At 68.8% G+C, this 21,101-nt stretch carries 19 protein-coding genes and 3 pseudogenes; 12 read left to right on the forward strand and 10 right to left on the reverse strand.

All coding sequences use genetic code 11. The features are described 5' to 3' along the window. Positions 1–8: 8 nt before the first annotated feature. Positions 9–1,157, reverse strand: coding sequence for a helicase associated domain-containing protein (locus ACNFOC_RS11635; protein WP_416959015.1), 1,149 nt, complete (start codon positions 1,155–1,157; stop codon positions 9–11). A gap of 76 nt (positions 1,158–1,233) precedes the next feature. Here ACNFOC_RS11635 and ACNFOC_RS11640 point away from each other — a divergent pair, with 76 nt between their 5' ends. Then, positions 1,234–1,494 carry an AMP-binding enzyme gene (locus ACNFOC_RS11640; RefSeq protein WP_416959017.1) on the forward strand — a complete coding sequence of 87 codons (261 nt, stop codon included), beginning with the start codon at positions 1,234–1,236 and terminating at the stop codon, positions 1,492–1,494. Between the two features lie 113 nt (positions 1,495–1,607). Here the strand turns inward: ACNFOC_RS11640 and ACNFOC_RS11645 are convergent, their stop codons facing one another. The 3 genes from ACNFOC_RS11645 to ACNFOC_RS11655 are packed head-to-tail and all read right to left on the reverse strand — an operon-like array spanning position 1,608 to position 4,782. Next, positions 1,608–2,888, reverse strand: a complete 1,281-nt coding sequence (locus ACNFOC_RS11645; protein ID WP_416959019.1) for an amidohydrolase family protein — start codon at positions 2,886–2,888, stop codon at positions 1,608–1,610. Then, on the reverse strand, positions 2,885–3,493 hold the full coding sequence (locus ACNFOC_RS11650) for a uracil phosphoribosyltransferase (protein ID WP_416959020.1): 609 nt from the start codon (positions 3,491–3,493) through the stop codon (positions 2,885–2,887). Before ACNFOC_RS11650 ends, ACNFOC_RS11645 begins: the two co-directional genes overlap by 4 nt. Then, on the reverse strand, positions 3,490–4,782 hold the full coding sequence (locus ACNFOC_RS11655; RefSeq protein ID WP_416959022.1) for a 4Fe-4S cluster-binding domain-containing protein: 1,293 nt from the start codon (positions 4,780–4,782) through the stop codon (positions 3,490–3,492). The genes ACNFOC_RS11650 and ACNFOC_RS11655 overlap by 4 nt, the downstream gene beginning before the upstream one ends. Before the next feature lie 295 nt (positions 4,783–5,077). Here ACNFOC_RS11655 and ACNFOC_RS11660 point away from each other — a divergent pair, with 295 nt between their 5' ends. Continuing rightward, positions 5,078–6,244, forward strand: coding sequence for an MFS transporter (locus tag ACNFOC_RS11660; protein WP_416959023.1), 1,167 nt, complete (start codon positions 5,078–5,080; stop codon positions 6,242–6,244). Between the two features lie 614 nt (positions 6,245–6,858). After that, positions 6,859–8,382: an ISL3 family transposase gene (locus tag ACNFOC_RS11665; RefSeq protein ID WP_416959025.1), complete on the forward strand. Its 1,524-nt coding sequence runs from the start codon at positions 6,859–6,861 to the stop codon at positions 8,380–8,382. A 230-nt stretch (positions 8,383–8,612) separates the two neighbouring features. Here the strand turns inward: ACNFOC_RS11665 and relB are convergent, their stop codons facing one another. After that, positions 8,613–8,825 carry a type II toxin-antitoxin system RelB family anti-toxin gene (relB, locus tag ACNFOC_RS11670; protein WP_033327906.1) on the reverse strand — a complete coding sequence of 71 codons (213 nt, stop codon included), beginning with the start codon at positions 8,823–8,825 and terminating at the stop codon, positions 8,613–8,615. Further along, positions 8,822–9,241 (reverse strand): hypothetical protein, encoded by a 420-nt coding sequence (locus tag ACNFOC_RS11675; protein WP_329263290.1) that lies wholly within the window; start codon positions 9,239–9,241, stop codon positions 8,822–8,824. Before ACNFOC_RS11675 ends, relB begins: the two co-directional genes overlap by 4 nt. A gap of 253 nt (positions 9,242–9,494) precedes the next feature. On the opposite strand from ACNFOC_RS11675, the pseudogene ACNFOC_RS11680 reads away from it, so the two are divergent. Next, a pseudogene (locus ACNFOC_RS11680) lies at positions 9,495–10,214 on the forward strand (ISL3 family transposase); the annotation flags it as partial. Between the two features lie 242 nt (positions 10,215–10,456). Further along, the gene (locus ACNFOC_RS11685) at positions 10,457–11,083 is read left to right on the forward strand and encodes a transposase (protein ID WP_416959026.1); all 627 of its coding nucleotides are present in this window, start codon (positions 10,457–10,459) and stop codon (positions 11,081–11,083) included. A 563-nt stretch (positions 11,084–11,646) separates the two neighbouring features. Here ACNFOC_RS11685 and ACNFOC_RS11690 read toward each other — a convergent pair. From ACNFOC_RS11690 to ACNFOC_RS11700, 3 genes and pseudogenes are all read right to left on the reverse strand, one after another. Then, positions 11,647–12,060 carry an STAS domain-containing protein gene (locus tag ACNFOC_RS11690; RefSeq protein WP_416959027.1) on the reverse strand — a complete coding sequence of 138 codons (414 nt, stop codon included), beginning with the start codon at positions 12,058–12,060 and terminating at the stop codon, positions 11,647–11,649. Positions 12,061–12,300: 240 nt separating this feature from the next. Beyond that, a pseudogene (locus ACNFOC_RS11695) lies at positions 12,301–12,816 on the reverse strand (DUF6192 family protein); the annotation flags it as partial. 532 nt (positions 12,817–13,348) lie between these two features. Beyond that, positions 13,349–13,915 carry a universal stress protein gene (locus ACNFOC_RS11700; RefSeq protein WP_416959028.1) on the reverse strand — a complete coding sequence of 189 codons (567 nt, stop codon included), beginning with the start codon at positions 13,913–13,915 and terminating at the stop codon, positions 13,349–13,351. 303 nt (positions 13,916–14,218) lie between these two features. On the opposite strand from ACNFOC_RS11700, the gene ACNFOC_RS11705 reads away from it, so the two are divergent. Further along, positions 14,219–14,569 carry an SAV_915 family protein gene (locus tag ACNFOC_RS11705; RefSeq protein ID WP_416959030.1) on the forward strand — a complete coding sequence of 117 codons (351 nt, stop codon included), beginning with the start codon at positions 14,219–14,221 and terminating at the stop codon, positions 14,567–14,569. Between the two features lie 38 nt (positions 14,570–14,607). Then, positions 14,608–15,942 carry a diaminopimelate decarboxylase gene (gene lysA / locus ACNFOC_RS11710; RefSeq protein ID WP_416959031.1) on the forward strand — a complete coding sequence of 445 codons (1,335 nt, stop codon included), beginning with the start codon at positions 14,608–14,610 and terminating at the stop codon, positions 15,940–15,942. Positions 15,943–15,985: 43 nt separating this feature from the next. On the opposite strand, the gene ACNFOC_RS11715 is transcribed toward lysA, so the two are convergent. Beyond that, the gene (locus ACNFOC_RS11715) at positions 15,986–16,360 is read right to left on the reverse strand and encodes a hypothetical protein (protein WP_416959032.1); all 375 of its coding nucleotides are present in this window, start codon (positions 16,358–16,360) and stop codon (positions 15,986–15,988) included. 169 nt (positions 16,361–16,529) lie between these two features. Here ACNFOC_RS11715 and ACNFOC_RS11720 point away from each other — a divergent pair. From ACNFOC_RS11720 to ACNFOC_RS11740, 5 genes and pseudogenes are all read left to right on the forward strand, one after another. After that, a pseudogene (locus ACNFOC_RS11720) lies at positions 16,530–16,688 on the forward strand (arsenic resistance protein); the annotation flags it as partial. Positions 16,689–16,749: 61 nt separating this feature from the next. Further along, positions 16,750–17,091: a hypothetical protein gene (locus tag ACNFOC_RS11725; protein ID WP_416959057.1), complete on the forward strand. Its 342-nt coding sequence runs from the start codon at positions 16,750–16,752 to the stop codon at positions 17,089–17,091. Between the two features lie 48 nt (positions 17,092–17,139). Continuing rightward, entirely contained in the window at positions 17,140–17,490 is a 351-nt protein-coding gene (merB, locus tag ACNFOC_RS11730) for an organomercurial lyase (protein WP_416959034.1), read from the forward strand. Positions 17,491–17,874: 384 nt separating this feature from the next. After that, complete coding sequence (locus tag ACNFOC_RS11735; RefSeq protein ID WP_416959035.1) at positions 17,875–19,650, forward strand: ABC transporter permease; 1,776 nt, start codon at positions 17,875–17,877, stop codon at positions 19,648–19,650. Positions 19,651–19,684: 34 nt separating this feature from the next. Further along, positions 19,685–21,100 (forward strand): ABC transporter ATP-binding protein, encoded by a 1,416-nt coding sequence (locus ACNFOC_RS11740; RefSeq protein ID WP_416959037.1) that lies wholly within the window; start codon positions 19,685–19,687, stop codon positions 21,098–21,100. Position 21,101: the final 1 nt, after the last annotated feature.

Here is a 21,101-nt window from a genome sequence, read left to right on the forward strand (position 1 = left end):
GGGTCTCCTCACGGAGGCCGCTGCGCGGTACCACGCAGCTGGCCGATCTCCGTGAGGAGGTGCTGCCGGCCGGGGTGGAGGTCGGCCCAGCGGGTGAGCTGGCGGCCCAGCCGGGTGCCGATCCTGACGGCGCCGAGGACGGTGTCGGGACGTAGAGCGGTCGGGTCGTTTCCAGCGGTGAGGTGGGCGCGCAGCAGGTTGTATTTGCGGTGCCAGACGGCGCCGTGCGGCAGTCGCCAGTTGGGGTCGATGGATGTGAGGTCTGCGGCGCGGGCGAGGGTGAGTTCGCCGCGGGTTGCCGGCGAGCGCCGCTCGGCGAGAAAGGCTCCGGCGGGGGGGTGGTAGTCGGCGACGGTGGTGAGCTGGGCGCGCCAGGCGGCTTCGTGTTTGTCCCAGATCATGTTCAGGGAGCCGAGTTCGGCTCTCCGGGCGGCGTCCAGGCGGCCTGCGGTGACCGCGTCGCGCATGCCGGTGATGAAGCAGCCCAGGGCGTCGCCGGTGGTATCGGTGTAGTCGGCGGGGACGTTGAGGTGGCCGTACTGGTCGTGGAAGGCCTGGGCGGCGGCGAGTCCGGCGCGGCGGGACGGGAGGTGGCGTCGCAGGGGTCGAAGGCAGCCAGGTCCATGGCGCGGGGCGATGCGTTCGGGGTGGACGGTGAAGTCGAAGTGCCAGCGGTGTTCGATCAGTTGACTGGTCTCACGCAGGAGGCGGTTGGCCTTGTCCACCAGGCGTTCCAGAATGCGGTGGTCGTGGCTGGCGAGCACAGTGGCGATGGCCCAGACGGGTTCGTAGGCGGTGCCGAGGATGTTCTCGGGGTCGGCTCCGGGCGGGATATGGACGGGGACGATGAGGCTCGCGGTCTTGCCGGAGACGTCCAGGCGGAGGGCGCGGCCGAGGGCTCGGACGCAGCGGATGACGCTGCGGGTGGGGTCGGCGAAGACGACGGCGTCGACGCTGGGGATGTCGATGCCGCCGGCGGTCAGTGGGAGTTGGCCAGGATCGCGGACTCGGCGGCACGGAAGTTGGTGAAGATGTCGGCGCGTTGGGCGGGGGTGTGCTCGCCGTGAGCAAAGAACAGCTGCGGGGGAGCTGACCCGGGCGGCGTTCTGCCGCGCACCGTTCGACCCGGGCTCCCCCACGGGCAGGCTCGACCGCACGGGCGACCTGACGGTCTTCTCGGACAGCCATGCCCACTGTCTGGGGCACGCCGACCGGCAGGTCAAGCTGTCGGGTGTGCGCATCGAACTCGACGAGATCGAGAACGTCGTCGGCAGCCTGCCCGGCGTCACGGGCTGCGCCGTGTTCGTCGACAGCGTCCGGGGGCACGACCGGCTACACGCCTACGTGGTCGCTTCCGTCGCGGTCACCGATGCGGACCTGCGCAGGGCCGCGCTCGCGAAGCTGCCCGCGTCCCTCGTCCCCCGCCACTGGGTACGGGTGGACACGCTCCCGAAGACGACCAGCGGCAAGGTGGACCGTCGCCGCCTCTCCTGACCGACGACCCGGCTGGCCATGGTCCGCCGATGAGCACGTGCCCAGGAGCACCGCGACGACCCGCACGACACCTTCCTGGCCTCGCCGCCCGTCCTCCGTCCTTCATCTCCCTGTCATCCTCCCGTGCCCGGCAGGCCGTTGGGCAGGAAGCACTCGTGGCGGGTGCGGCAGACGAGCCGGCCCTGGTGGAACACCATCCGGTCAGCTCTGCCGTTCGCCATGGCCTCCTCCAGGGTGAGGGCCCGCACGGCCAGGAGTTCCGCCGGCCCCCCGGGCTCGATTGCCGGGACCGGGAGGCCCATGGCCCTGCGTGCGTCGCCGCTGACGGCGTCGTAGGCGGAACGCGGCGACAGATGGCCCGCGAGGACGAGCAGCGAGGCGGCCTCGAACGGGTCGAACCGCCCCAGCGGGTTGAAGGGATCCCGCGCGTTGTCCCCGCCCGCCGCCACGGTCACACCGGCCGCGCGCAGCTCCCGGACCGCGGTGAGCCCCCTCGGCACGGGGTTCGGATGCCCCCGTGCCTGCAGGTAGAGGTTCGTCTGCGGACAGGTCACGACACAGATGCCCGCCTCCGCCACCCGGGCGGCGGTCCGTTCGACCGCCTTCGGCGGCTGTACGCCGAGGCTCACACAGTGGCCGGCCGTGACTCCGTGCGGGAAACCGTTCTTCAGCACCCACTCGGCGAGTTCGCCGAGGGTGTCCGAGGCCGGGTCCAGGCTCTCGTCGACGTGCAGGTCCACCGGCTTCCCGTACTCGGCCGCCATGGTCATCAGGATGTCCAGGCACGCGGCCGGGTTCTCGTCCCGGTAAGGGGCGCCGCCCACCGCGTCCGCGCCGGCTTCCAAGGCCGCCGCCAGCAGGGCCCTGTTGTCCGCGCCGGCGCTTCCACGGACGGGGAAGTCCACGAACGCCACGGTCTGCAGCAACAGTCTCCCCGAGAGCAGGTCACCCGCTTCGGACAGGGCCTCGACCATCCTCAGCCCGATGGTCACCCCGACATCGACATGGGTACGGATCGCTGTCGCGCCGGCGGACAGCAGCTCGGTGGCGGCGCGCAGCGCCCGCTCGCGCACGTCGGCGCGGGACACCGACGCCCGCGCCGCGTACCAGGCCGCCACGGCGGCGTCCAGATCGCCGCCGTCCCGCGCACCGCCCAGCCCGCCGAGCAGGACCTTGTCGAAGTGGCAGTGCGGTTCGGCGGGGGCGGGCAGCAGCAGGTGACCGGACAGGTCCATGTGCACGCGACCCGTACGTGGTGCCCCAGCCGCCGTGACCGCGCGGACGTGTCCGGCCTCCAGCAGCACGTCTGCGAGGGAGCCGTCGAGGAGCCTGGCGTTCGTCAGGAGCAGGGAGCCGTCCGGTTCGCCGACCGCCCCGGAGATCTCCCGCGTCACCGTGGCGATCCGTCGCCCGGCGGGTACGGCGCGACACCGCTGAAGAGGTCACCGGCGTCCAGCGCTCCCATGTCGGGCAGGACCACCGGACCGTCCAGATCCTCGTAGAGGCTGAAACCGACGACGTTGATCCCCGCCTGGCGCAGCACATCCGTACCCGCGGCGGCGCCGCTGACGACCGCGGCCACTTCGTGACCGGTGGCGCAGTGGGCGGCGATCACCTCCCTGACCGCCAGTAGTGTGCCGCCGGTGGCCGAGATGCAGTCGATGTAGACCGTCACCTCGTACGCGTCGCGTGGCACGGCGGTCATGTACTCGTGGTGGACGGCGTCCCGGTCGGCGGCGCGGCGCATGCCGAGCACGCAGAAGTCCGCCGTCGGGAAGGCCGCGACGAAGCCGGGGTACATCAGCGCTCCGCCCCGCAGGACGATCACGCAGAGCACGTGCCGGGACCGGCCGAAGCGTTCGGTGACGATGTCGGCGGTCCGCCGGCCCAGGACGCCGCTCAGTTCGACGAGTTCCTGGCGCACCTCGCCGGGCTCCGTGAGGTGCGCCAGCCGGGCGTATCGCTTCTCGTCGTCCGCGGTTTCCACCAGGAAGGTCACGGCGTGCTCCCGCGTTCGAGGATGACGTCACGGCACATTGCCGCCAGGTCGGCGGCCGGATCGGACAGGATGCCCGCCAGGGAATGCTCCGGATCCACGGTCGCGCGCCCGCGGACCACCAGGTCGTGAGCCGCCGTCAGCGTCACGGCGAACCGCACGTCGTCGGGGCCGAGCAGGTCGTCCACCAGTGACGCGGAGTCGTTCTTGGCCAGCGCGGCGGCGTGGGTCTTCGGGGCGAGGTCCATGATGAGGTCGGACAGTGCCCACACGCCCTCGTCGACGAGCAGGTGGGTGATGGGGTCCTCGAAGAAGTAGGCCACTGCTTCGGCGAAGCTCTGCTTGCCCAACAGGAGTTTGCGGTCGGGCGCGGTGCCGCAGAAGATCCAGAACGTGCCGTCGGAGTTGAGCGTGACGGCGAGTCCCGTACTGGCCGCGTACTCGCCGCGGATCGCGTCGTTCACGGCCGTGGCCAGAGAGAGGTTTCCCGGCTTCGTCTCGAAGGGTCCGTAGTACTCGCGGAGTGTCTTGGTGGCGCCCTTGTGGTCCTCCGTCAGATTCAGCGCCTTCCCGCTGCGCCGGAAGACGTTGAAGGTGACGGGGACGGTCTTGCCGTCGGGCAGCACCAGGAGGCGGTTCCAGTCGTCGACCTTCTGGACCACGGCTCCCACCTCGTCGGCGATCATCCGGTCCGCGATGCCCATGTCCGGCTGAATGCTCCTGAGCCCCACCGAGAAGCCCGGTCCGGTCTCCGCCCAGCACCGCAGCACGTTGCCGTAGTAGTCGATCCGTACGGGCCTGGGAGCGTTCAGGTGGTAGCGGTCGATGCTCAGCCGCAGCATGAGTTCGGGGTTGCCCGGATTGCGCGACCTCGCCGCGTCGAGCTGGCCCATGATGCGCGCCGTGCGCTTGGGCGTCATGGCCCAGTGGCCGGCCGTGACGATCTCGATCCGGGGGACCTCTACGGTCTCCAGCAGCCGCAGGATGCTGGAGAGCTTGAGGAAGGGCTCCCCGCCGCCGGTGATGTTGAGCTTCTGTGACTCCGATTCCGATATGAACCTGATCGCGCCCTCAAGTTCTCGTTTCGAGAGCGCCGTCTTGTCGGACTTCCGTTCCAGGTCCGACGAATACATGCAGTGCTCGCAGGCCACCGGGCACAGCTCGCTCAGATGAATGAAGAAACTCGATCCCCGGGACGGAACGTTTTCGATGCGGTGCCGGAAAGCTGTGAGAAGCCTGTCACGAGCCAATATCGGTTCGGAGAAAGCAGTGACGAGCTGCGGGTGCTGCACCCTTTACTCCCTGAGGTTGGATCCTGAAAGGATTCAATATTCCACGACTCATCCTCGGTGGCTGATTCATTCGCCGTCAAGCATCGGGATCCGGCCGGATCGAGTTGACCGAAAACCGTATGGTCGATCCCGGCCTTCCCGAACCCTCACAACGGGGATAGAATCCACGGACTTCCCGGGTCTACCGGAGTGTGTGAGGATCCCTCAGGGCGACGCCGCAGCGGCTGGGGATCGGGCCTCGTCACAGAGGTCGTGCCTCCTGGGTATTGACGATATTTGGAAGGGTCTCGTCCGTATGTCGGAGCGCACATCGGTGACGGTAATTCTGGCCAGTGGAACGGTGGCCGCCGTGGCCCTCGGAAAATTCTCCCCTTTTCTGGACCGGGTACGTGAAGGATTCGACCTGTCCCTGACCAACGCCGGCTGGCTGACGTCCGGTATCACCGTCGTAGCCGCAGCGGCCGCGACACCGGTCGGCCGATGGGCCGGCGCCACCAGGGCCCGTTCGGTGCTCGCCCTGGGGCTGGTCGCCACGGGGCTGAGCGGGCTCGCCATGTCGGCGTTCGCCGACATGGCCTGGCAACTGTTCGCCCTGCGCCTGCTGGAAGCCGTCGGATACGTGGCGATCATGGTCACCGGGCCGAGCCTGCTGGCCCAGGTGGCGGACGCCCACCTGCGATCCTGGGCACTGGCCCTGTGGGGTATGTGCATCCCGGGAGGGCTCGCCGCAGCGGCCGCGGCGGGCGGGCTGATGGCGGGGGCCGGCTGGCGGGCCTGGATCGCGGTACCGGCGGTGGCCGCGATTCTTCTGGCCGTGGCGGTGCGCTGGGCGGTCCCCCTGTGGACCGGCCAGGACGGGACGGCTGCCGCTGCGGCCGTCCCGTCCACCGGCCGGATCTCCGGATCGGTGTGGTCCCTGGCCTCGGGCTTCGCACTCGTGTCGATGGTCGGACTGGCGACGGTCACGCTGCTGCCCACCTTCCTGTCCACGGAAAGGGGTCTGCCCGAGGGCCGGTCCGGCGCCCTGACCTCGGTCGTCGCGGCCGCCAGCATCCTGGGCAGCGTGGCCGCCGGACTTCTCGTACGGCGCGGGGTCCGCCACACGTCGTTGTTCGCCTCCGCGCTGGCCATGCCGTTGCTCGGCGCGGGAGTCTTCCTCGGTCCCACGTGGCCGTGGTGCTTCGTCGCGGCCACGCTGCTCATGGTGGTCAACGGCATCGTGGTCGCGGGCGTGTTCTCGGCTCTGCCGTCGGTGGCGGGAGTGTCCGGTGCCGGAAGGGCGACCGGGATGGTCACCCAGATGGGCAGCGTCGGAACCCTGATGGGCCCGCCCCTGTTCGGGGCCTCGAAGGACCTGGTCGGCTGGTGGGCGGTCCTGCCGCTGACGGCGGCGGCCGCGCTGACGGGGGTGGCAGCCCTGTCGGTCGCCGTCCGGCGGGAAACGGTGACATCCGAGGCGTGACTTTTTAGGTCGCCCCGGTTCCGCTTCCTTTTCGTCGAATATTTTCGACAGTTTCCGGAACCACCAAATGCGCCGCTGACTACCAATTGTCAAACATCATTTTCGGTTTCCGCGCGGTGTTCACCAGCCGGAGATGCACGGTTACAGTTGATTCCCGTACACTGGACGGCGTCGGATAAAACAGCGACAGCCTCTTCCTCAATTACCGTGCCGACGAATCCTTACGGAATTCCATTCTTTCCAAAGAGCGAGATTGACCAGTACGTTCATGCCTTCGCGGGCCCGGGGTTTGCCCGGGTCCCGGGATTGCTCGACGAACCGACGCTGAGCCGCTGGCCCGCGGCTGTGGACCGTACTGGCTTTATTCACGAGTAGTGCCGTCAGTTGTTCATGGGTTTGGGAGGCACCCAGATCCACGGTCGGGTGATATTCACGAGTTTTGGTTCTGGCTCAAGTTCCGGGCTCTGTCGCTGATTTGGGGGTGGTGACGATCAAGGATCGGTGGGCATCACCTGGGTGTGGGGGATGTGGTTCGCCTCGCCGACCTTCTTCTTCCGGGGGTTGGGGCGTCTGTCGAAGCAGTGGTTCTTGGGGACACCGAGGTCCGGCTCACTGTGCGGTCCACGGTGGGGTCGGCCGCCTGTCCGGGATGTGGATGGAGATCCTCGCGTGTGCACTGCTACTACCAGCGGTGTCTGGCAGACCGTCCCGTCGCCGGCCGTCAGGCGCGGCTCGATCTGCGGGCACGCCGTCTCGTGTGCGGTAACGGCAGCTGCGGGCGTCGGACGTTCGCCGAGCAGATACCGGACCTGACGCATCGACATGCCCGCCGCACCAACGCGCTCACCACTCAACTCACCGACATCGCCTTGTTTCTGGGCGGACGTGCGGGAGCCAATCTGTGCGGTCGCCTGGCTGTGACCACCGGCAAGGACACACTGCTCCGCCTGCTGCGCGCACTGCCCGTCCCGGCGCCGGAATCTGTCCCGTGTCTGGGCGTCGACGAGTTCGCCGTGCGCCGCGGCCGGACCTACGCGACGATCCTCGTCGACATGAACACCCACCGTCCCGTCGACGTCCTCGCGGACCGCACCGCGCAAACCTTCGCGGCCTGGCTTCGCGAGCACCCTGAGGTCCAGATCGTCTGCCGCGACCGTGCCGGCTCCTTCCGCGACGGCGCCCACGCCGGTGCGCCACAGGCCCGGCAAGTGGCCGACGCCTGGCACCTGCTCCACAACCTCGCCGAAGCCGTCGAACGAATCGTTGGACGACACCGCGCCAACCTGCGCGAACCCCTCACTGTCCACGCCGACCAGGACGACACCCGCCCACCCGCGGACGTCCATCACACCGCCCTGGGTGAACTGGACGTGCACGGACGGCCTCGACCGCTGGTGGCCCGCACCCGCGAACGCCACCAGCAGATCCACGAACGCATCGAACGCGGCGACAGCCTGCGCGCCATCGCCCGTGAACTCCACCTCAGCCGCGGCACCGTCCTGCGCTTCGCCCGGGCCGCTGATGTCCAACAACTTCTTGGCGCGGCAACCGACCGCCCGAGCATGGTCGACGACTACCGGCTCTACCTGCATCACCGCTGGATGGAGGGATGCACCAACGCTGCCGCACTCACCCGGGAGATCCAACAGATCGGCTACCGCAGAGACGTCAACACCGTCCGCAGCCACCTGCGGCCCTACCGCACCGGAACGATCCCGACAGATGCCCCGCTGCCCCATGTGACCGTCCGCCGGGTCACCGACTGGATCATGCGCCGGCCCGAGCAACTCACCGACACCGAACGCAAATGCCTCGACGAACTATGCGAACGCAGCCCCGCACTGGCCACGACCACCCAATACGCCCGGCGCCTGGCCTCGATGGTGCGCGAACGCCGCAGCGAGCACCTGGCCCTCGACGTCTGGCTCGCCGACGTCCGCCTCGACGGACAACGAGAACTCCGTACCCTCGCCGCCGGCATACGCCGCGACCGCGCAGCCGTACTCGCCGCCCTGACCACTACCCACACTTCGGGAGCAGTCGAAGGCAACGTCACCAGAATCAAGCTGCTGAAGAGACAGATGTACGGCCGGGCCAACTTCGACCTCCTGCGACGCCGCATCCTCCTGTCACCTTGATCAACCGGCTGACACCCCCAAATCAGCGACAGAGCCAGATCTTGGGGAGCGGTCGCGGAGCGTCACCTTGGTTGTCCTTTGACAGCGAAGTCAGTCGCTCGGGTCGCGCTGCCCTGCATCGACTGGATTGGATGGCGAACGATCATATGGGGGTTGCTGGTGTTCCTGAGGGACGTGTCAGGAGCCGCAGACCGCAGCCTCAGTTGCCCGGGTTGCACGCCTCCCGGCGTTCACGGCTTGGAGTCCGTGTCCTCGTCCGGGGAGAAAAGATCCTCGATCGGTTCGCCGAACACGGCGGCGATCTTGAACGCGAGCGGCAGGCTCGGGTCGTAGCGGCCCGTTTCGATGGCGTAGACCGTTTGCCGGGAGACGCCGAGGCGGTCGGCGAGGTCAGCCTGGCTCCAACGACGCATCGCCCGCAGTTCCCTGAGCCGGTTCTTCATCGGGTTCGCGGGGTCTTGAACAGCAGGGCTGCGATCCAGATCAGGATGCTCACGATGAAGCTGATCTGGACCAGCTGCCGCAGGTCGCCCACGCCGGCTGCCTGGAGAAGCCCGACGGTGTGGATCGACATGACCAGCACGCCGAACCCGATCGCCAGAGCCTCGAGCTGGCAACGGCGCTGGTACTCGTCGGCGCGGCGCAGGCTCCTGATCACGGCCCGGACGACCCACAGCGCCGGCGTGAGATTCAGCAGCGACCAGAACAGTTTCCATGAGCCCGCCGAACCGAAGAGGCCGAACTCCGAGATCAGGCTGAGCAACACGAGGCCGATGACGGCCGGCAACCAGTCGAGGAACCAGGCGCGGGCGCGGACTATGTCGCTTCGGCTCTGGCGGTTCTCCTGCGATTTCTCCATGCGGCAAACGTAAAGGTGACTTGTCTTAACGTCAAGGGTCCTTGTCACGCGGCGGCGGACGTGAGCATCGACCACCACCCCTGAGCCTCCGCGCGCCGCACGAAATAGCCCGGAGCGTGCCGACGCTCTCACTCACCGTCGTGCCAGTGCAGCCACGCCTGGTCGTTGCCGACCAGTGCCAGCCCGGGAAGTGGCGCAGTCGCTGCGGCCACCCAGCACCCCCAGGTGGTCCCCACGCGACGACGGTGCTGTTATGAAACTTGATGCACCATTCTGGGATTCCCTCGTGTTCGCCGGGATCGACGACGTGGACGTCGAGGGGGTGACCTCTGCCTTCGGCACCGTCGATGTGGTGGCGAGAGGCCGGGCGGCCGAGGCGGCATGTCCGGACTGCGGTCGATTCTCGGACCGGGTGCACGACTGCTATCAGCGCAGGTTGAAGGATCTCCCGCTCGGTGAGCAGAGCGTCGTGATCCTGTTGACAGTCCGGCGTTTCATCTGTGGGGCGGCTGACTGTCGGCGCCGCACGTTCGCCGAGCCGTTCACGCAGTTGACCGCCCCGTACTCACGGTTCACCACTCGGCTCAACCACGTCCTGGAGCGAGTCGGGCTCGCGCTGGCCGGACGGGCCGGCGCCCGGCTGGCCGCCCAACTGGGCTTCGGCGCAGGACGGATGACCTTGTTGCGCAGGGTCATGTCGCTGCCCGATCCGCAGTTCAGCACGCCGCGCGTGCTGGGCGTGGACGACTTCGCGATCCGCCGGGGACAGACGTACTCCACCGTTTTGACCTGCGGAGAATCCCATCGCGTGGTCGACGTGCTCCCTACACGCGAAGCGGGGTCGCTGGCCGGGTGGCTGACCAGCCACCCGGGCGTGGAGATCATCTGTCGGGACCGGGCAGGTGCCTACGCCGAGGGTGCCCGACGCGGCGCCCCCGAAGCTCTCCAGGTTGCTGACCGGTTTCACTTGTGGCAAGGCCTCGGCCGTGCAGTGGAGACCTGTGTCGCCGCCCACCGTGAGTGTCTGCGCGCTCCGACGTCGCCCGAGCCGTCGAACGTTGACACGCTGCAAGGCGACGCGGGCCTTCCCGACCCGGATCCTGTCGGCCGACGGGCCGAGCGCAAGAAGGCCGCACACGCCCTGGTCCACGAGTTACTCGCCCAAGGCCACTCCCGCCGGGCGATCGCCCGGCACCTGGGCTGGGGTCTCAACGCGTGCTCCGGTACGCGGCCGCCGCACGCTGGCAGGACACCTTCCGCGAGAACAGGCCCCGGCCCAGCAGGCTGGATCCCTACAAGCCCTACTTGGAGCGACGGTTCGCCGCGGGATGCACAAGCGTCACCCAGCTGCACAGCGAACTGCTTGCCGAGGACGCCCCCGTCACCTACGCCATGGTCCGCGCCCACATCGCCAACCTGCGCACCGCCCCGCCAGGCACACCACCCCCGCCACCGACGGTGCGGCAGGTGACTGGCTGGCTCACCCGCCACCCCACGGCCCTGAGCGAGGAGGACCGCGCAGATTTGAAGGACGTCCTGGCGCGCTGTCGCGAACTGGACACGGCAGCCGGGCATGTCCGCGACTTCGGCGAGATACTCACCGGCCGCCTCGGCGGCAGACTCCCTGCCTGGATCGACGCCGTCGCCGTCAGTCAACTGCCCGGCCTCACCGGCTTCGCGCTCCACATGCTCCGAGACCTCGGCGCCGTAACCGCTGGGCTCACCCTGGAGTGGAGTTCCGGCAGCACCGAGGGCGCCGTCAACCGCATCAAGAAGATCAAGAGGCAGCTCTACGGACGAGCCGGATTCGAACTACTCCGCAAGATGATCCTGCTTCAGTAACGCTCCGCGACCGCTCCCCAAGATCTGTGTCAGAACCCAGAACTCGCCTACAACTGGAGTCGACTCACCTACAAAGCCACATCTCGCCTTCCCGTCGACCTTTTGTCATCAAAAGGGTGCTCCGGTCGGGGGCATGGGTGGTGGAATGGCCGACAGCCGCCGTCCGGGCTGGTGAGCACGGACGGCGGCTGAGAGCGCGAAGGCAGCGCCGGATTCCCCCTCCCGTCGCCGTCTCGCGCTGACCGTCCTCACCACCCGTCCGGGATGCGCGGGAGTACATCCCGGTCTCGAAAAAGGCTGGGTAGGACGAAGGGCTGGAGCTGCGTTGTCGGCGATGCGGCTCCAGCCGCTCACAGTGGTCAGACAGTCACTGCGACCCGGGGGCTGGGGGCCGAAAGAAGCGGACCGGTAGCCCGTCGCCGACCGGAGCAGGCGAAACGTGCGAAGGCCCTGCCGGGGAGCCTATACCGGGTCCGGGCAATGAGGGCAGCACGCGATTCAGTCGATGCCGGGAAAGACGGCGGGACGCATTGGTGATCTTCATACCGGGAGCTGGTGGGGGTTCACTGTCCATCCTCCAGTGCGTCTTCCAGAGTGGCGACGGGCTCGAAGAGGGTGAGGAGCCCGGCGGCCTTGAGGATCCGCAGGTGCCAGGGCCGGACACAGACCACTGCTAGGCGGCCGTCGCGTTCCAGGGCCCGGCGTCGGGTCCGGCAGAGCAGACCGAGCGTGGAGCAGTCGAGGAATTCCACCGGCCGCAGGTCCACGACCACACGGACACCCGACCGGATGGTCGCGGCATCGGTATGCGCCTGAATCTCAGGGATGCTGCTCAAGTCGATAGTTCCGTGGAGTTCGACCACGGTGACACCGCGGAGAAGGTAACTGCGCGCGTGCCGGCCCGGCACCGGCAGCTTCCCCGGAACCGGGTGATTCCGGCGCTGCCCCGAAGGCGTATTCGTCTCCTGGATGCCCATGGCGGTTCCTGACGTGAGACCCACTCTGTAGGGGAGTTCGCGGTCGTCGGACCGTCACCGGGGACTGGGGCAACGCCCCACCACCGTAGGAACACAGCGGATGCAGAAACGTCCACGCACCCGATCCTTCACTCGTGCGAGCGGTAGTCATGTCGCAGCATTGACAGGCTGGCCTGCTCATGCAGCCTGGGCGAGGTAATACGGGGTGGTGTCGCGCCGTTCGGCGGGACGGGCCGTGCGGCGGGTGAGGCGCCTGGTCATCAAGGTGATGGCCGCCCAGGTGATCAAGGATTCGCTCATCTCGGGGAGGCGTTCGTAGTCCCGGCAGTGACGGCGGGCCCTCATGATCCACGACCAGCGGCGGATCCGGGAGGGCTCGTCCAGCGGAGGGGCGCCGATCGCCTCGAAGCGCTCGGTGTCGTCCCCGATGGACGCGAGGATGCAGTGGACCTTGTGGGAGACGCCCTGACGACGCTGTTCCCCGGGCCAGCGGTGGGCGGTGAACCGGTAGTTGCGGACCGTACTCAGCGCCAGACCTAGGTCATCGGCGTAGGTCTGCAAGGAGGCTTCTACGCTGAACAGGTCCTCACCCGGGGCCGGATGGGCGCTGCCAAGCGGCTGCATCGGCTCGATCTCCAGCGCGTGGTCCCCGATGGTGAACTGGATGCGCTGCATCTGCCCGACCAGTTCCCGGTCGCCGGCAATGATCTGCTCGTAGCGCTCGCGGGTTATGTGGCCGATCGTCGCGGTGGTCATGACGCCTCACCATCTCTCACGGGCAAGGGTCCGGCAGACCGGACCTCCGGCGACAACACCCCGGCCCAACTCCCGCCAGAGTCAACCTGTTTCGAGATCCAACACCAGCAATGACAGCAACTGACCATTCGAAAGCAGAACGGACACATGAACCGTTCACCAAAGCGTTTATCCCAACGCTTGGACGAACGCTTCCTCCGAACCACCCACGCCCTGCGGCGGCACCAGGCCGAGCAGTACACCGCACTGCTGCGGTGATCCACCCCGGCCATCCAGACTGCCCCGCACACCGGACACACCCGCCGGCCCTCGTCCCGCTCCAACGCGGCCGTACAAAGCTTCACCCGCCGCAACCGGCGCCACTGCCTGGAACGACACACCCCGAGCAGAACACCGCCCGCGGCCCGGCGCCCGGACTCAGCCAGTCACCGCAGCCCGGACAACGCCGCCCGCGTACAGGCCCGTTGATCTCGGCCACCAAACCAGACTGGACCCACCCAAAGATCCATACCGGAGGTTGAGAAACGGGCACTCAGGCATCAGGCGGCACGGTCTCGAACTCCTTCTCCACGTGCCCGGTGTCCAGCCGCAGGCGCCAGGCGTTCCGGCGGTGCGCGGCGGCCAGTTCGGCCTCCAAGGGCGACGGCGGCACAGCGAGGACGGGGCAGGTGGCGTGCGCGAGGCAGTAGCGGCTGACGGACGGCCACAGGGCGCGGTGCAGCCGGCCGCGAGGGCCCGCGCCGACGACGAGAAGGTCGTCCTCGCGGTCGGCGATCTCGACCAGGGCCCGGCCCGGGGAACCTCGGACAACTAGGGCCTCCGCCGCAAGTCCCGTGCCCGTGCTGCCGAACACGTCAACGAGCGCTGTGACCAGCCGCTCCCGCGCCAGCCGCTTCCACTCCTCGACCAGATAGGACGCCGCCGGTGAACGACGTGCGGAGAGATCCCCGCCGGGCGGCTCCCAGGCCAGCACCGGCCACAACTCGGCACCCCTGTGCCGTGCTTCGTCGGCGGCCCGGCACAGGGCGGTAAGACTGCTCACGGAGCCGCTCACTCCGACCACGACACGAGCGGCTGAGGGGGAGTCAGACTCGGACATCACTTCACCGTTCTCCACGCGTCGGCGGTCGGTTCCCGCAGACGATCCTCATCGGAACGCCTCCCATCCCACTCCTCGGCGAGGCATTCGAAAAGCCCGCGGCCCACTTCTTGGCGCCCCTCTGACGGACGCCGCCCGGGCCGCTCACCAGGCACGTCAGCATCTCGTCAACGTCGTCCCGCTCACCGTCAGCATCCCGTCAGGACAGGTCCGCCGACCCCCGCGGGCGGGCATAACGTCGTTGTCGAGCCCCGGTCCGCCTCCCCGCGTCCGGGGCACTTCAGCTCCTCCTGGAGGTATCCCATGAAAGAACTCGTCTACGGCGAAGACCCCGAGCCCTGGGATCGGTTCCCGGCCGGACTTCTGCTCGTCCCGGTCCGGCCGGGCCCCTCACGATGCGCGGCCCGCCTCTTCCGCACACCCCTCGGCGACCGCACGGCCGTCGGCTTCACCTCCCTGCGGAGGCTGACCGCGACACTCGGCCCCGACCAGAAGTGGATCCGCCTCGTCGAGCCCGCACTGCGCGCCCTCACCGCACCGCTCGGCGTCACCACCGTCACGGTCGACCCCCAGTTCACCGCCCCGGCGCCCACACCGGTCGCGTCGGCCGTCCCCGAATCGGCCCCGACTGCCCCGACCCTGCGAGTCAGTTGAGAACCGGCTGCGACCGGCTGAGAAGAGAGCACCAGTCGATGACCACCCTTCACGAACCCGCCGTCCCTTCCACCTCCGTCGAGCTGTCGATGTGGCCGGCCTCGACCACCGAGCCCCGACTGGGCGACCTGGCCGTGGGCGGCGTATCGCTCGCGGAGATCGCCGACCGCTTCGGCACCCCCGTCTACGTCCTCGACGAGAACGAGGTCCGCGACCGCTGCCGCACCTACCGGCACGCCTTCCCCGACGCCGAAGTCCTGTACGCGGCAAAGGCGTTCCTGTGCCGGGCCATGGTCCACTGGATGGAAGAGGAGGGTCTCGGCCTCGACGTCTGCTCCGCCGGCGAACTGGAACTCGCGGTCACCACCGGCTTCCCACCGGAGCGGATGGTCCTGCACGGCAACGCCAAGTCCCCACGGGACCTGGAGACAGCCCTCCGCCTCGGCGTGGGCCGCATCGTCATCGACAGCCCGTCTGAGATCGCGCGGCTGGCCGCCGCCGTAGGCCCCGGGGGCCACCAGAAAGTCATGGTCCGCGTGGTGCCCGGCATCAGCGCCGGCAGCCACGAGAAGATCCGCACCGGCACGGACGACCAGAAGTTCGGCCTGTCCATCTCCGACGGCTACGCCCAGCACGCCATCACCCGCATACTCGATCAGCCACAACTCGAACTGACGGGCCTGCACTGCCACTTGGGCTCGCAGATCACGAGCGTCAAGCCGTACCTCGCCGCCGTACGCCGCATGGTCGGCCTCATGGCCAGACTGTACGAGCAGCACGGCCTGGTCCTGCCCGAACTCGACCTGGGCGGTGGCCACGGGATCGCCTACCGCCCTGGGGACGAGGCCCTCGACCTGACCACGCTGGCCCGCAGAGTACGCACCGAACTCGCCGAGGCGTGCGCCGCGGCCCGGCTCCCCGTGCCGCGCCTGATCATCGAACCCGGGCGTGCGATCGCCGGCCCGGCAGGCATCGCGCTCTACCACGTGCTGGCCGTGAAGCGCACGGGCGACCAACTGTTCGTCGCGGTGGACGGCGGCATGAGCGACAACCCGCGGCCGGCACTGTACGGCGTGCGGTACGCACCACGCCTCATCGGCCGGCACAGCACCGCCGACCCGGCCCGAGTTACCGTCGTGGGCCGGCGCTGCGAGGCCGGAGACATCCTGGCCGCCGACGTCGAACTCCCCGACGACGTACGCCCGGGAGACCTGCTCGCCGTGCCGGTGTCCGGCGCCTACCACCTCTCCATGGCGTCCGGCTACAACCTGGTCGGCCGCCCGCCGGTGGCCGCCGTACGCGACGGCCACGCCCGCCTCCTCGTACGCCGCGAGTCCCTGGACGACATCCGCAGCCGCGACGTGGGCCTGTAGGTCGGAGTGCTTCCCGCGTCGGGCTGTGGACCGCGGAAGGGCTTCAACGCTGCTCCAACTCCCCGATCCGGGCCACAGTCGCTCCACTCTTCGGACACACCCACACCGCCGTGTCCGCCACGACCGTCGCCGTCAGCGGATGCGTGTCCGGGTGATCCGGGCAGTGCGGCCAGACCGCCGGTGCGCCCTTGGACCACAGCGCCTCCACCGCCCATTCCTGGACCTGATCCGCGAGGTTCGCCAACTGCTCCGCCGCGGTGCCGCCCAGCGGCGAAGTGAAACCCTGGCCGGTGCCGTCCGGGGCGTGGAGCATGATCCCGTAGCTGTCGTCCACGCGGATGCGCGGCTGCACCGCGCACTGCGCCCGGAGGTCCCGCAGGACCGCCTCCAGGGCTTCGGAGAATTCCACGTCCGTCATGGCCTCCACTATGCCGGTGACCGGACGAGCGAGGGACGCTGAGGCGGGGAAGGAGCTGGTCCGGTGTCCTGTGAGGATGGGACGGGGCTACCGGCCGGCTGCCCTTGATGCGTACGAAGGAGCAGTTCGGGTACCGCAGCAGCAGCGACCGCAGGGCCCGGTCGAGCGGATGGAACACCATCAGGTCGCGATCTACCTCGCGGCGATGGCCGTAGGCGCGCTGCTAGGCCGGGTCGCCCCCGCGGCGGGCCCGGGACTGGAGCACGCCATCAACCCGGTGCTCGGGGCGCTCTTGTTCGTCACCTTCCTCCAGGTCCGGGCCGCCGAAACTGAGTGTGCTGGAAGGTCTAACGTCGATCACATCCGCAGTGATCTGGGAGGACGAGGCTATGCGCATCACGGTTCTGACGGTGCCCGACTGTCCCCACGCATCCCTGGCGCAGGAGCGGATCGAGCTGGCACTCGATGGGCAAGCCGCAGAAGTGCAGTTCGTCGAGGTCGCCGATGAGTCGCAGGCCGCACAGCTCGGCATGGCCGGCTCGCCAACGGTGCTCCTTCACGGCACCGACCCCTTCGCCGTACCGGGGGCTGTGGCCTCTGTCTCGTGCCGCCTGTATCGCGGCCCGGACGGGCGGACCGAGGGGGCGCCAAGCGTGGCCGACCTGCGCCGGGTTCTGCACGCCGTAGAGACCGGCGCGGACTGCGACCGCCCTTCCATGGACGCGGTGTGACGCGGTGGCCGCGGCCGTCTGGCACCCGTCACGGGAGGGCTGCGGGAGGTGCAACAGGCTGTCCTGAGCTCCTTCGCTACCACCGGCCACGCACCCGATCCGGCCGACCTGGGGCAGATGGCACGCGCCTGGGGGCGTGACTCCCGCGATGTCCTGGCCGACTTGGCCGCCGAGGACTTTCTCACCCTCGACGACCAGGGACGTATCCGGGCGGCGTATCCCTTCTCCGCCACCCCCACCGCCCACCGGATCCGCCTCCCCAACGGCGTCGAGACGTGGGCGATGTGTGCGATCTACGCCCTGGGCATCCCGGACATGTTCGGCACCGACGCCGTGATCACCTCCACGGGCCCGGTCAGCGGCGCCCCCATCACCGTCAACTCCACATCGAGGCCGTAGACCTTCCCGATGCCGACGCCGGCCACCTTATTTGCGCATTGACGCAACAAGGGGCACACTCTTGGGGTCGGGTCCTGTGCGTGCGCTGAGCGCGGACGGGGCACAGCCACATCACGGATCGGAGGCAGCCATGGGTGCCGACCCTCCTAGTCCGCGCTGCCTCCTGGGTACTCGCTGACTTTCGTACACCTGGGCCGTCGGCCCTGGTTCTCCCGCGCCGGTCGCGGCCCCCGTCCCGCCGAGGCGACGATCGGCCCGCAGGCGCACACCCCTTCCTTACCTGTCTTTCCCATGCTGCGTGGGTGAGCCCCGCTCTGCCGTCGGCGCGTCCGTCGCGGCCGGGTCATGGCGGCGTGCCCAGAGCGTGGGCGGAGGTCTCCCGTGATGTCGTTCCGTACGGACACCAAAACCCCTGAGCCGTCGCCGACGGCGACGCGCACGCCCCTGGTCGCGCGGCTGCCGGGGCGTCTGTCGCAGTTCTCCTGGGTGGACGCGGCGGTCGCCGCAGCCGTGCTGGTGACCTTGTATGTCGTGCTGCGCGTGGGCCACGGCACCACCGTTGCCTTCAGTACCCATCAGAACGTCCACATCGACACCGATCCGGCCCGGCTCCCCTATGACGCGGCGCGCTCGCTGCTGCGTATGTTCGTCGCGCTGGCCCTGTCGGTCGTGTTCACGTTCGTCTACGCCTATGCCGCGGCGAAGAGCAGGCGGTTGGAGCGGATCCTGATCCCGGCGCTGGACATCCTCCAGTCCGTCCCCGTGCTCGGCTTCCTCACCGTGGCGGTGACCGGGTTCATCGCCCTCTTCCCCGGCTCGATGCTGGGTCTGGAGTTCGCGTCGATCTTCGCGATCTTCACCTCGCAGGCGTGGAACATGACGTTCGGCTTCTACTACTCCCTCACCTCCCTCCCGCGTGAACTCGACGAGCTGTCACGGTCGTTCGGCTTCACGCGGTGGATGCGGTTCTGGAAGGTGGAGGTGCCGGCCGGGATGATCGGCCTGGTCTGGAACGGCATGATGAGCTTCGGCGGCGGCTGGTTCTTCCTGGTCGCCTCGGAGGCCATCAGCGTCAACAACCAGCAGTACGCCCTGCCCGGCGTCGGCTCCTACGCGGGCGCCGCCATCACCGACGGCGACTTGGGCAAGGTCGGCTGGGCCATCCTCACCATGGCGGTCATGGTCATCGGCGTGAACTTCCTGTTCTGGCGTCCGCTGACGGCCTGGGCGGAGAAGTTCAAGAACGAGCAGTCCGAGGCGAGCGAGGTACAGCGCTCCGTCGTCCTTGACTTCCTGCGCCGCTCGCACTGGCCGCAACTCCTCGGGCGGATACTGCGCCCGGTCGGCCGTGGGCTGAGCGCGGCGGGCCGGGTCCTGGGCCGCGACGACCGGCCGCTCGCCGTGGACCACAGCCGGCAACGCACTGGCGACGTCGTCTTCGCCGTCATCGCGGGCGGCCTGATCCTGTGGGGCCTGGCCGATCTCGGCAACTATCTCTACGACCGCACCGGCCTCGGCGTGTTCGGCGAACCGCTGCTGCTCGGACTGGCCACGCTGGCAAGGGTGTTGGTGCTGGTCGCGCTGGCCACGGTGATCTGGGTGCCGATCGGCGTGAAGATCGGCTTCTCGCCCCGGCTGACCCGCATCGCCCAGCCGGTGGTCCAGGTGCTGGCGTCCTTCCCCGCCAACTTCCTCTTCCCCCTTGCCGTGTGGTTCTTCCTGCGGACCGGCCTGTCCATCAACGTCGGCGGCACGCTGCTGATGGCGCTCGGCGCCCAGTGGTACATCCTGTTCAACTCCATCGCCGGCGCCATGGCCATCCCCTCCGACCTGCGCGAGGCCATGGACGACCTGGGCGTGACCGGCTGGCAGCGCTGGAAGCGGCTGATCATCCCGGGAATCTTCCCCTCTTATGTCACCGGCGGGATCACCGCCTCCGGCGGCGCCTGGAACGCCTCGATCGTCTCCGAGGTCGTCACCTTCGGCGGTACGACGCTGACGGCCACCGGCCTGGGCGCGTATATCGCGAAGGCCACCGAGAGCGGCGACTACCCGCACCTGATCGCCGGGGTCGCCGTGATGAGTGTCTACGTCGTCGCCCTGAACCGGCTGCTGTGGCGCCGCCTGTACCGGCTGGCCGAAGCGCGCTACTCCCTCTGAACTTCCCTCTTCCTGAACGTATTTGGAGCACGTCATGGTGCTGAACATCCTGCGCAACCTCCGCGCCGACCGGGCCGCCCGGGCCGGCCTCGCCCACCTCACCGCCGAGCGGTCCCGTCCTGCCGACGGCGAACTGCTGCTGGAGACGGTCGGGTTGACCAAGTCCTACGCCGGGGCCGACGGCGAACTGCCCGTCCTGTCGGGCATCGACCTCCAGGTCCGCGCCGGTGAAGTCGTCGCCCTGCTCGGCAAGTCGGGCTCGGGCAAGTCGACGCTGCTGCGCTGCATGGCCGGTCTGCTGCCGGTCAGCTCCGGCACCGTCACCTACAAGGACACCCCGCTCACCGGCGCCAACCCCGGTACGGCCATGGTGTTCCAGACCTTCGCCCTGCTGCCCTGGCTGACCGTGCAGCAGAACGTCGAACTGGGCTTGGAGGCCAAGGGAGTTCCGGCCGCCGAGCGGGCGGGCGCGGCCCGGCACGCCATCGACCTGATCGGCCTGGACGGCTTCGAGTCGGCGTACCCGAAGGAGCTTTCCGGCGGCATGCGCCAACGCGTCGGCTTCGCACGGGCGTTGGTCGTCGAACCGGACGTACTGATGATGGACGAGCCGTTCTCCGCCCTCGACGTCCTGACAGCCGAGAACCTGCGCGGCGAGCTGATGGAACTGTGGGAGTCGGGCCAGTTCCCCACCCGCGCCATCGTGCTGGTCACCCACAACATCGAAGAAGCCGTGCTGATGGCCGACCGGATCGTCGTCCTCGGCGCCCGCCCCTACGGCACCATCCGCGAGGTCTTCGAGGTCGGCCTGGACCGGCCCCGCGACCGCAACTCGGCCGCCTTCGAGGATCTGATCGACCGCGTCTACCGCACCATGACCGGACGGCACAAGGAGGGCCGCACCCCCGGGAGGGCCGAGTCGATCGAGCTGGAGAAGCGCACCGCGGCCAACACCCCGCTGCCCACCGCGAGCGTGGACGGGCTGTCCGGCCTGGCGGAGATGATCGCCCACAGCGGCGGACGGGCCGACCTGGCCGACCTCGCCGACGACCTCGGCCTGGAGATCGACGACATCCTGCCCCTCGTCGACGCCCTCGACCTGCTCGGCTTCGCCGTCGTGCACGGCGACGACCTGCTGCTGACCGACACCGGTGCCGAGTTCGCCGGCGCCGACGTGCAGAAGTCCAAGAGCATCTTCGCCCGGGCGGCAGTCAACGCGCCGCTGGTGAAGCTGATCACCAGCAGCCTGCGCCAGAACCCGGACGGCACCCTGCGCGCCGGCTTCTTCCGCGACGTGCTGGCCCACCACTTCACCAGCGAGCAGGTCACCCGCCAGCTGGAGACGGCCACCGACTGGGGCCGTTATGCCGAGTTGTACTCGTACGACGCCGAGCCGCAGGAGTACCGGCTCGACGAGAACGACACCGCACGGGCTGTACGGAGGGGGTAGA

It is taken from the genome of Streptomyces colwelliae, assembly GCF_048158785.1.
In the GTDB taxonomy this organism is placed as follows: domain Bacteria; phylum Actinomycetota; class Actinomycetes; order Streptomycetales; family Streptomycetaceae; genus Streptomyces.

Excerpts from the sequence above, each read along its gene's own strand:
- ACNFOC_RS11705 (WP_416959030.1), top strand. The coding sequence starts at position 14,219 with ATGAAAGAACTCGTCTACGGCGAAGACCCCGAGCCCTGGGATCGGTTC.
- ACNFOC_RS11690 (WP_416959027.1), bottom strand. The coding sequence starts at position 12,060 with ATGGGCATCCAGGAGACGAATACGCCTTCGGGGCAGCGCCGGAATCAC.
- ACNFOC_RS11725 (WP_416959057.1), top strand. The coding sequence starts at position 16,750 with ATGCGCATCACGGTTCTGACGGTGCCCGACTGTCCCCACGCATCCCTG.
- ACNFOC_RS11740 (WP_416959037.1), top strand. The coding sequence starts at position 19,685 with ATGGTGCTGAACATCCTGCGCAACCTCCGCGCCGACCGGGCCGCCCGG.
- ACNFOC_RS11735 (WP_416959035.1), top strand. The coding sequence starts at position 17,875 with ATGTCGTTCCGTACGGACACCAAAACCCCTGAGCCGTCGCCGACGGCG.
- relB (WP_033327906.1), bottom strand. The coding sequence starts at position 8,825 with ATGAAGAACCGGCTCAGGGAACTGCGGGCGATGCGTCGTTGGAGCCAG.
- ACNFOC_RS11700 (WP_416959028.1), bottom strand. The coding sequence starts at position 13,915 with ATGTCCGAGTCTGACTCCCCCTCAGCCGCTCGTGTCGTGGTCGGAGTG.
- lysA (WP_416959031.1), top strand. The coding sequence starts at position 14,608 with ATGACCACCCTTCACGAACCCGCCGTCCCTTCCACCTCCGTCGAGCTG.
- ACNFOC_RS11660 (WP_416959023.1), top strand. The coding sequence starts at position 5,078 with ATGTCGGAGCGCACATCGGTGACGGTAATTCTGGCCAGTGGAACGGTG.
- ACNFOC_RS11675 (WP_329263290.1), bottom strand. The coding sequence starts at position 9,241 with ATGGAGAAATCGCAGGAGAACCGCCAGAGCCGAAGCGACATAGTCCGC.
- ACNFOC_RS11715 (WP_416959032.1), bottom strand. The coding sequence starts at position 16,360 with ATGACGGACGTGGAATTCTCCGAAGCCCTGGAGGCGGTCCTGCGGGAC.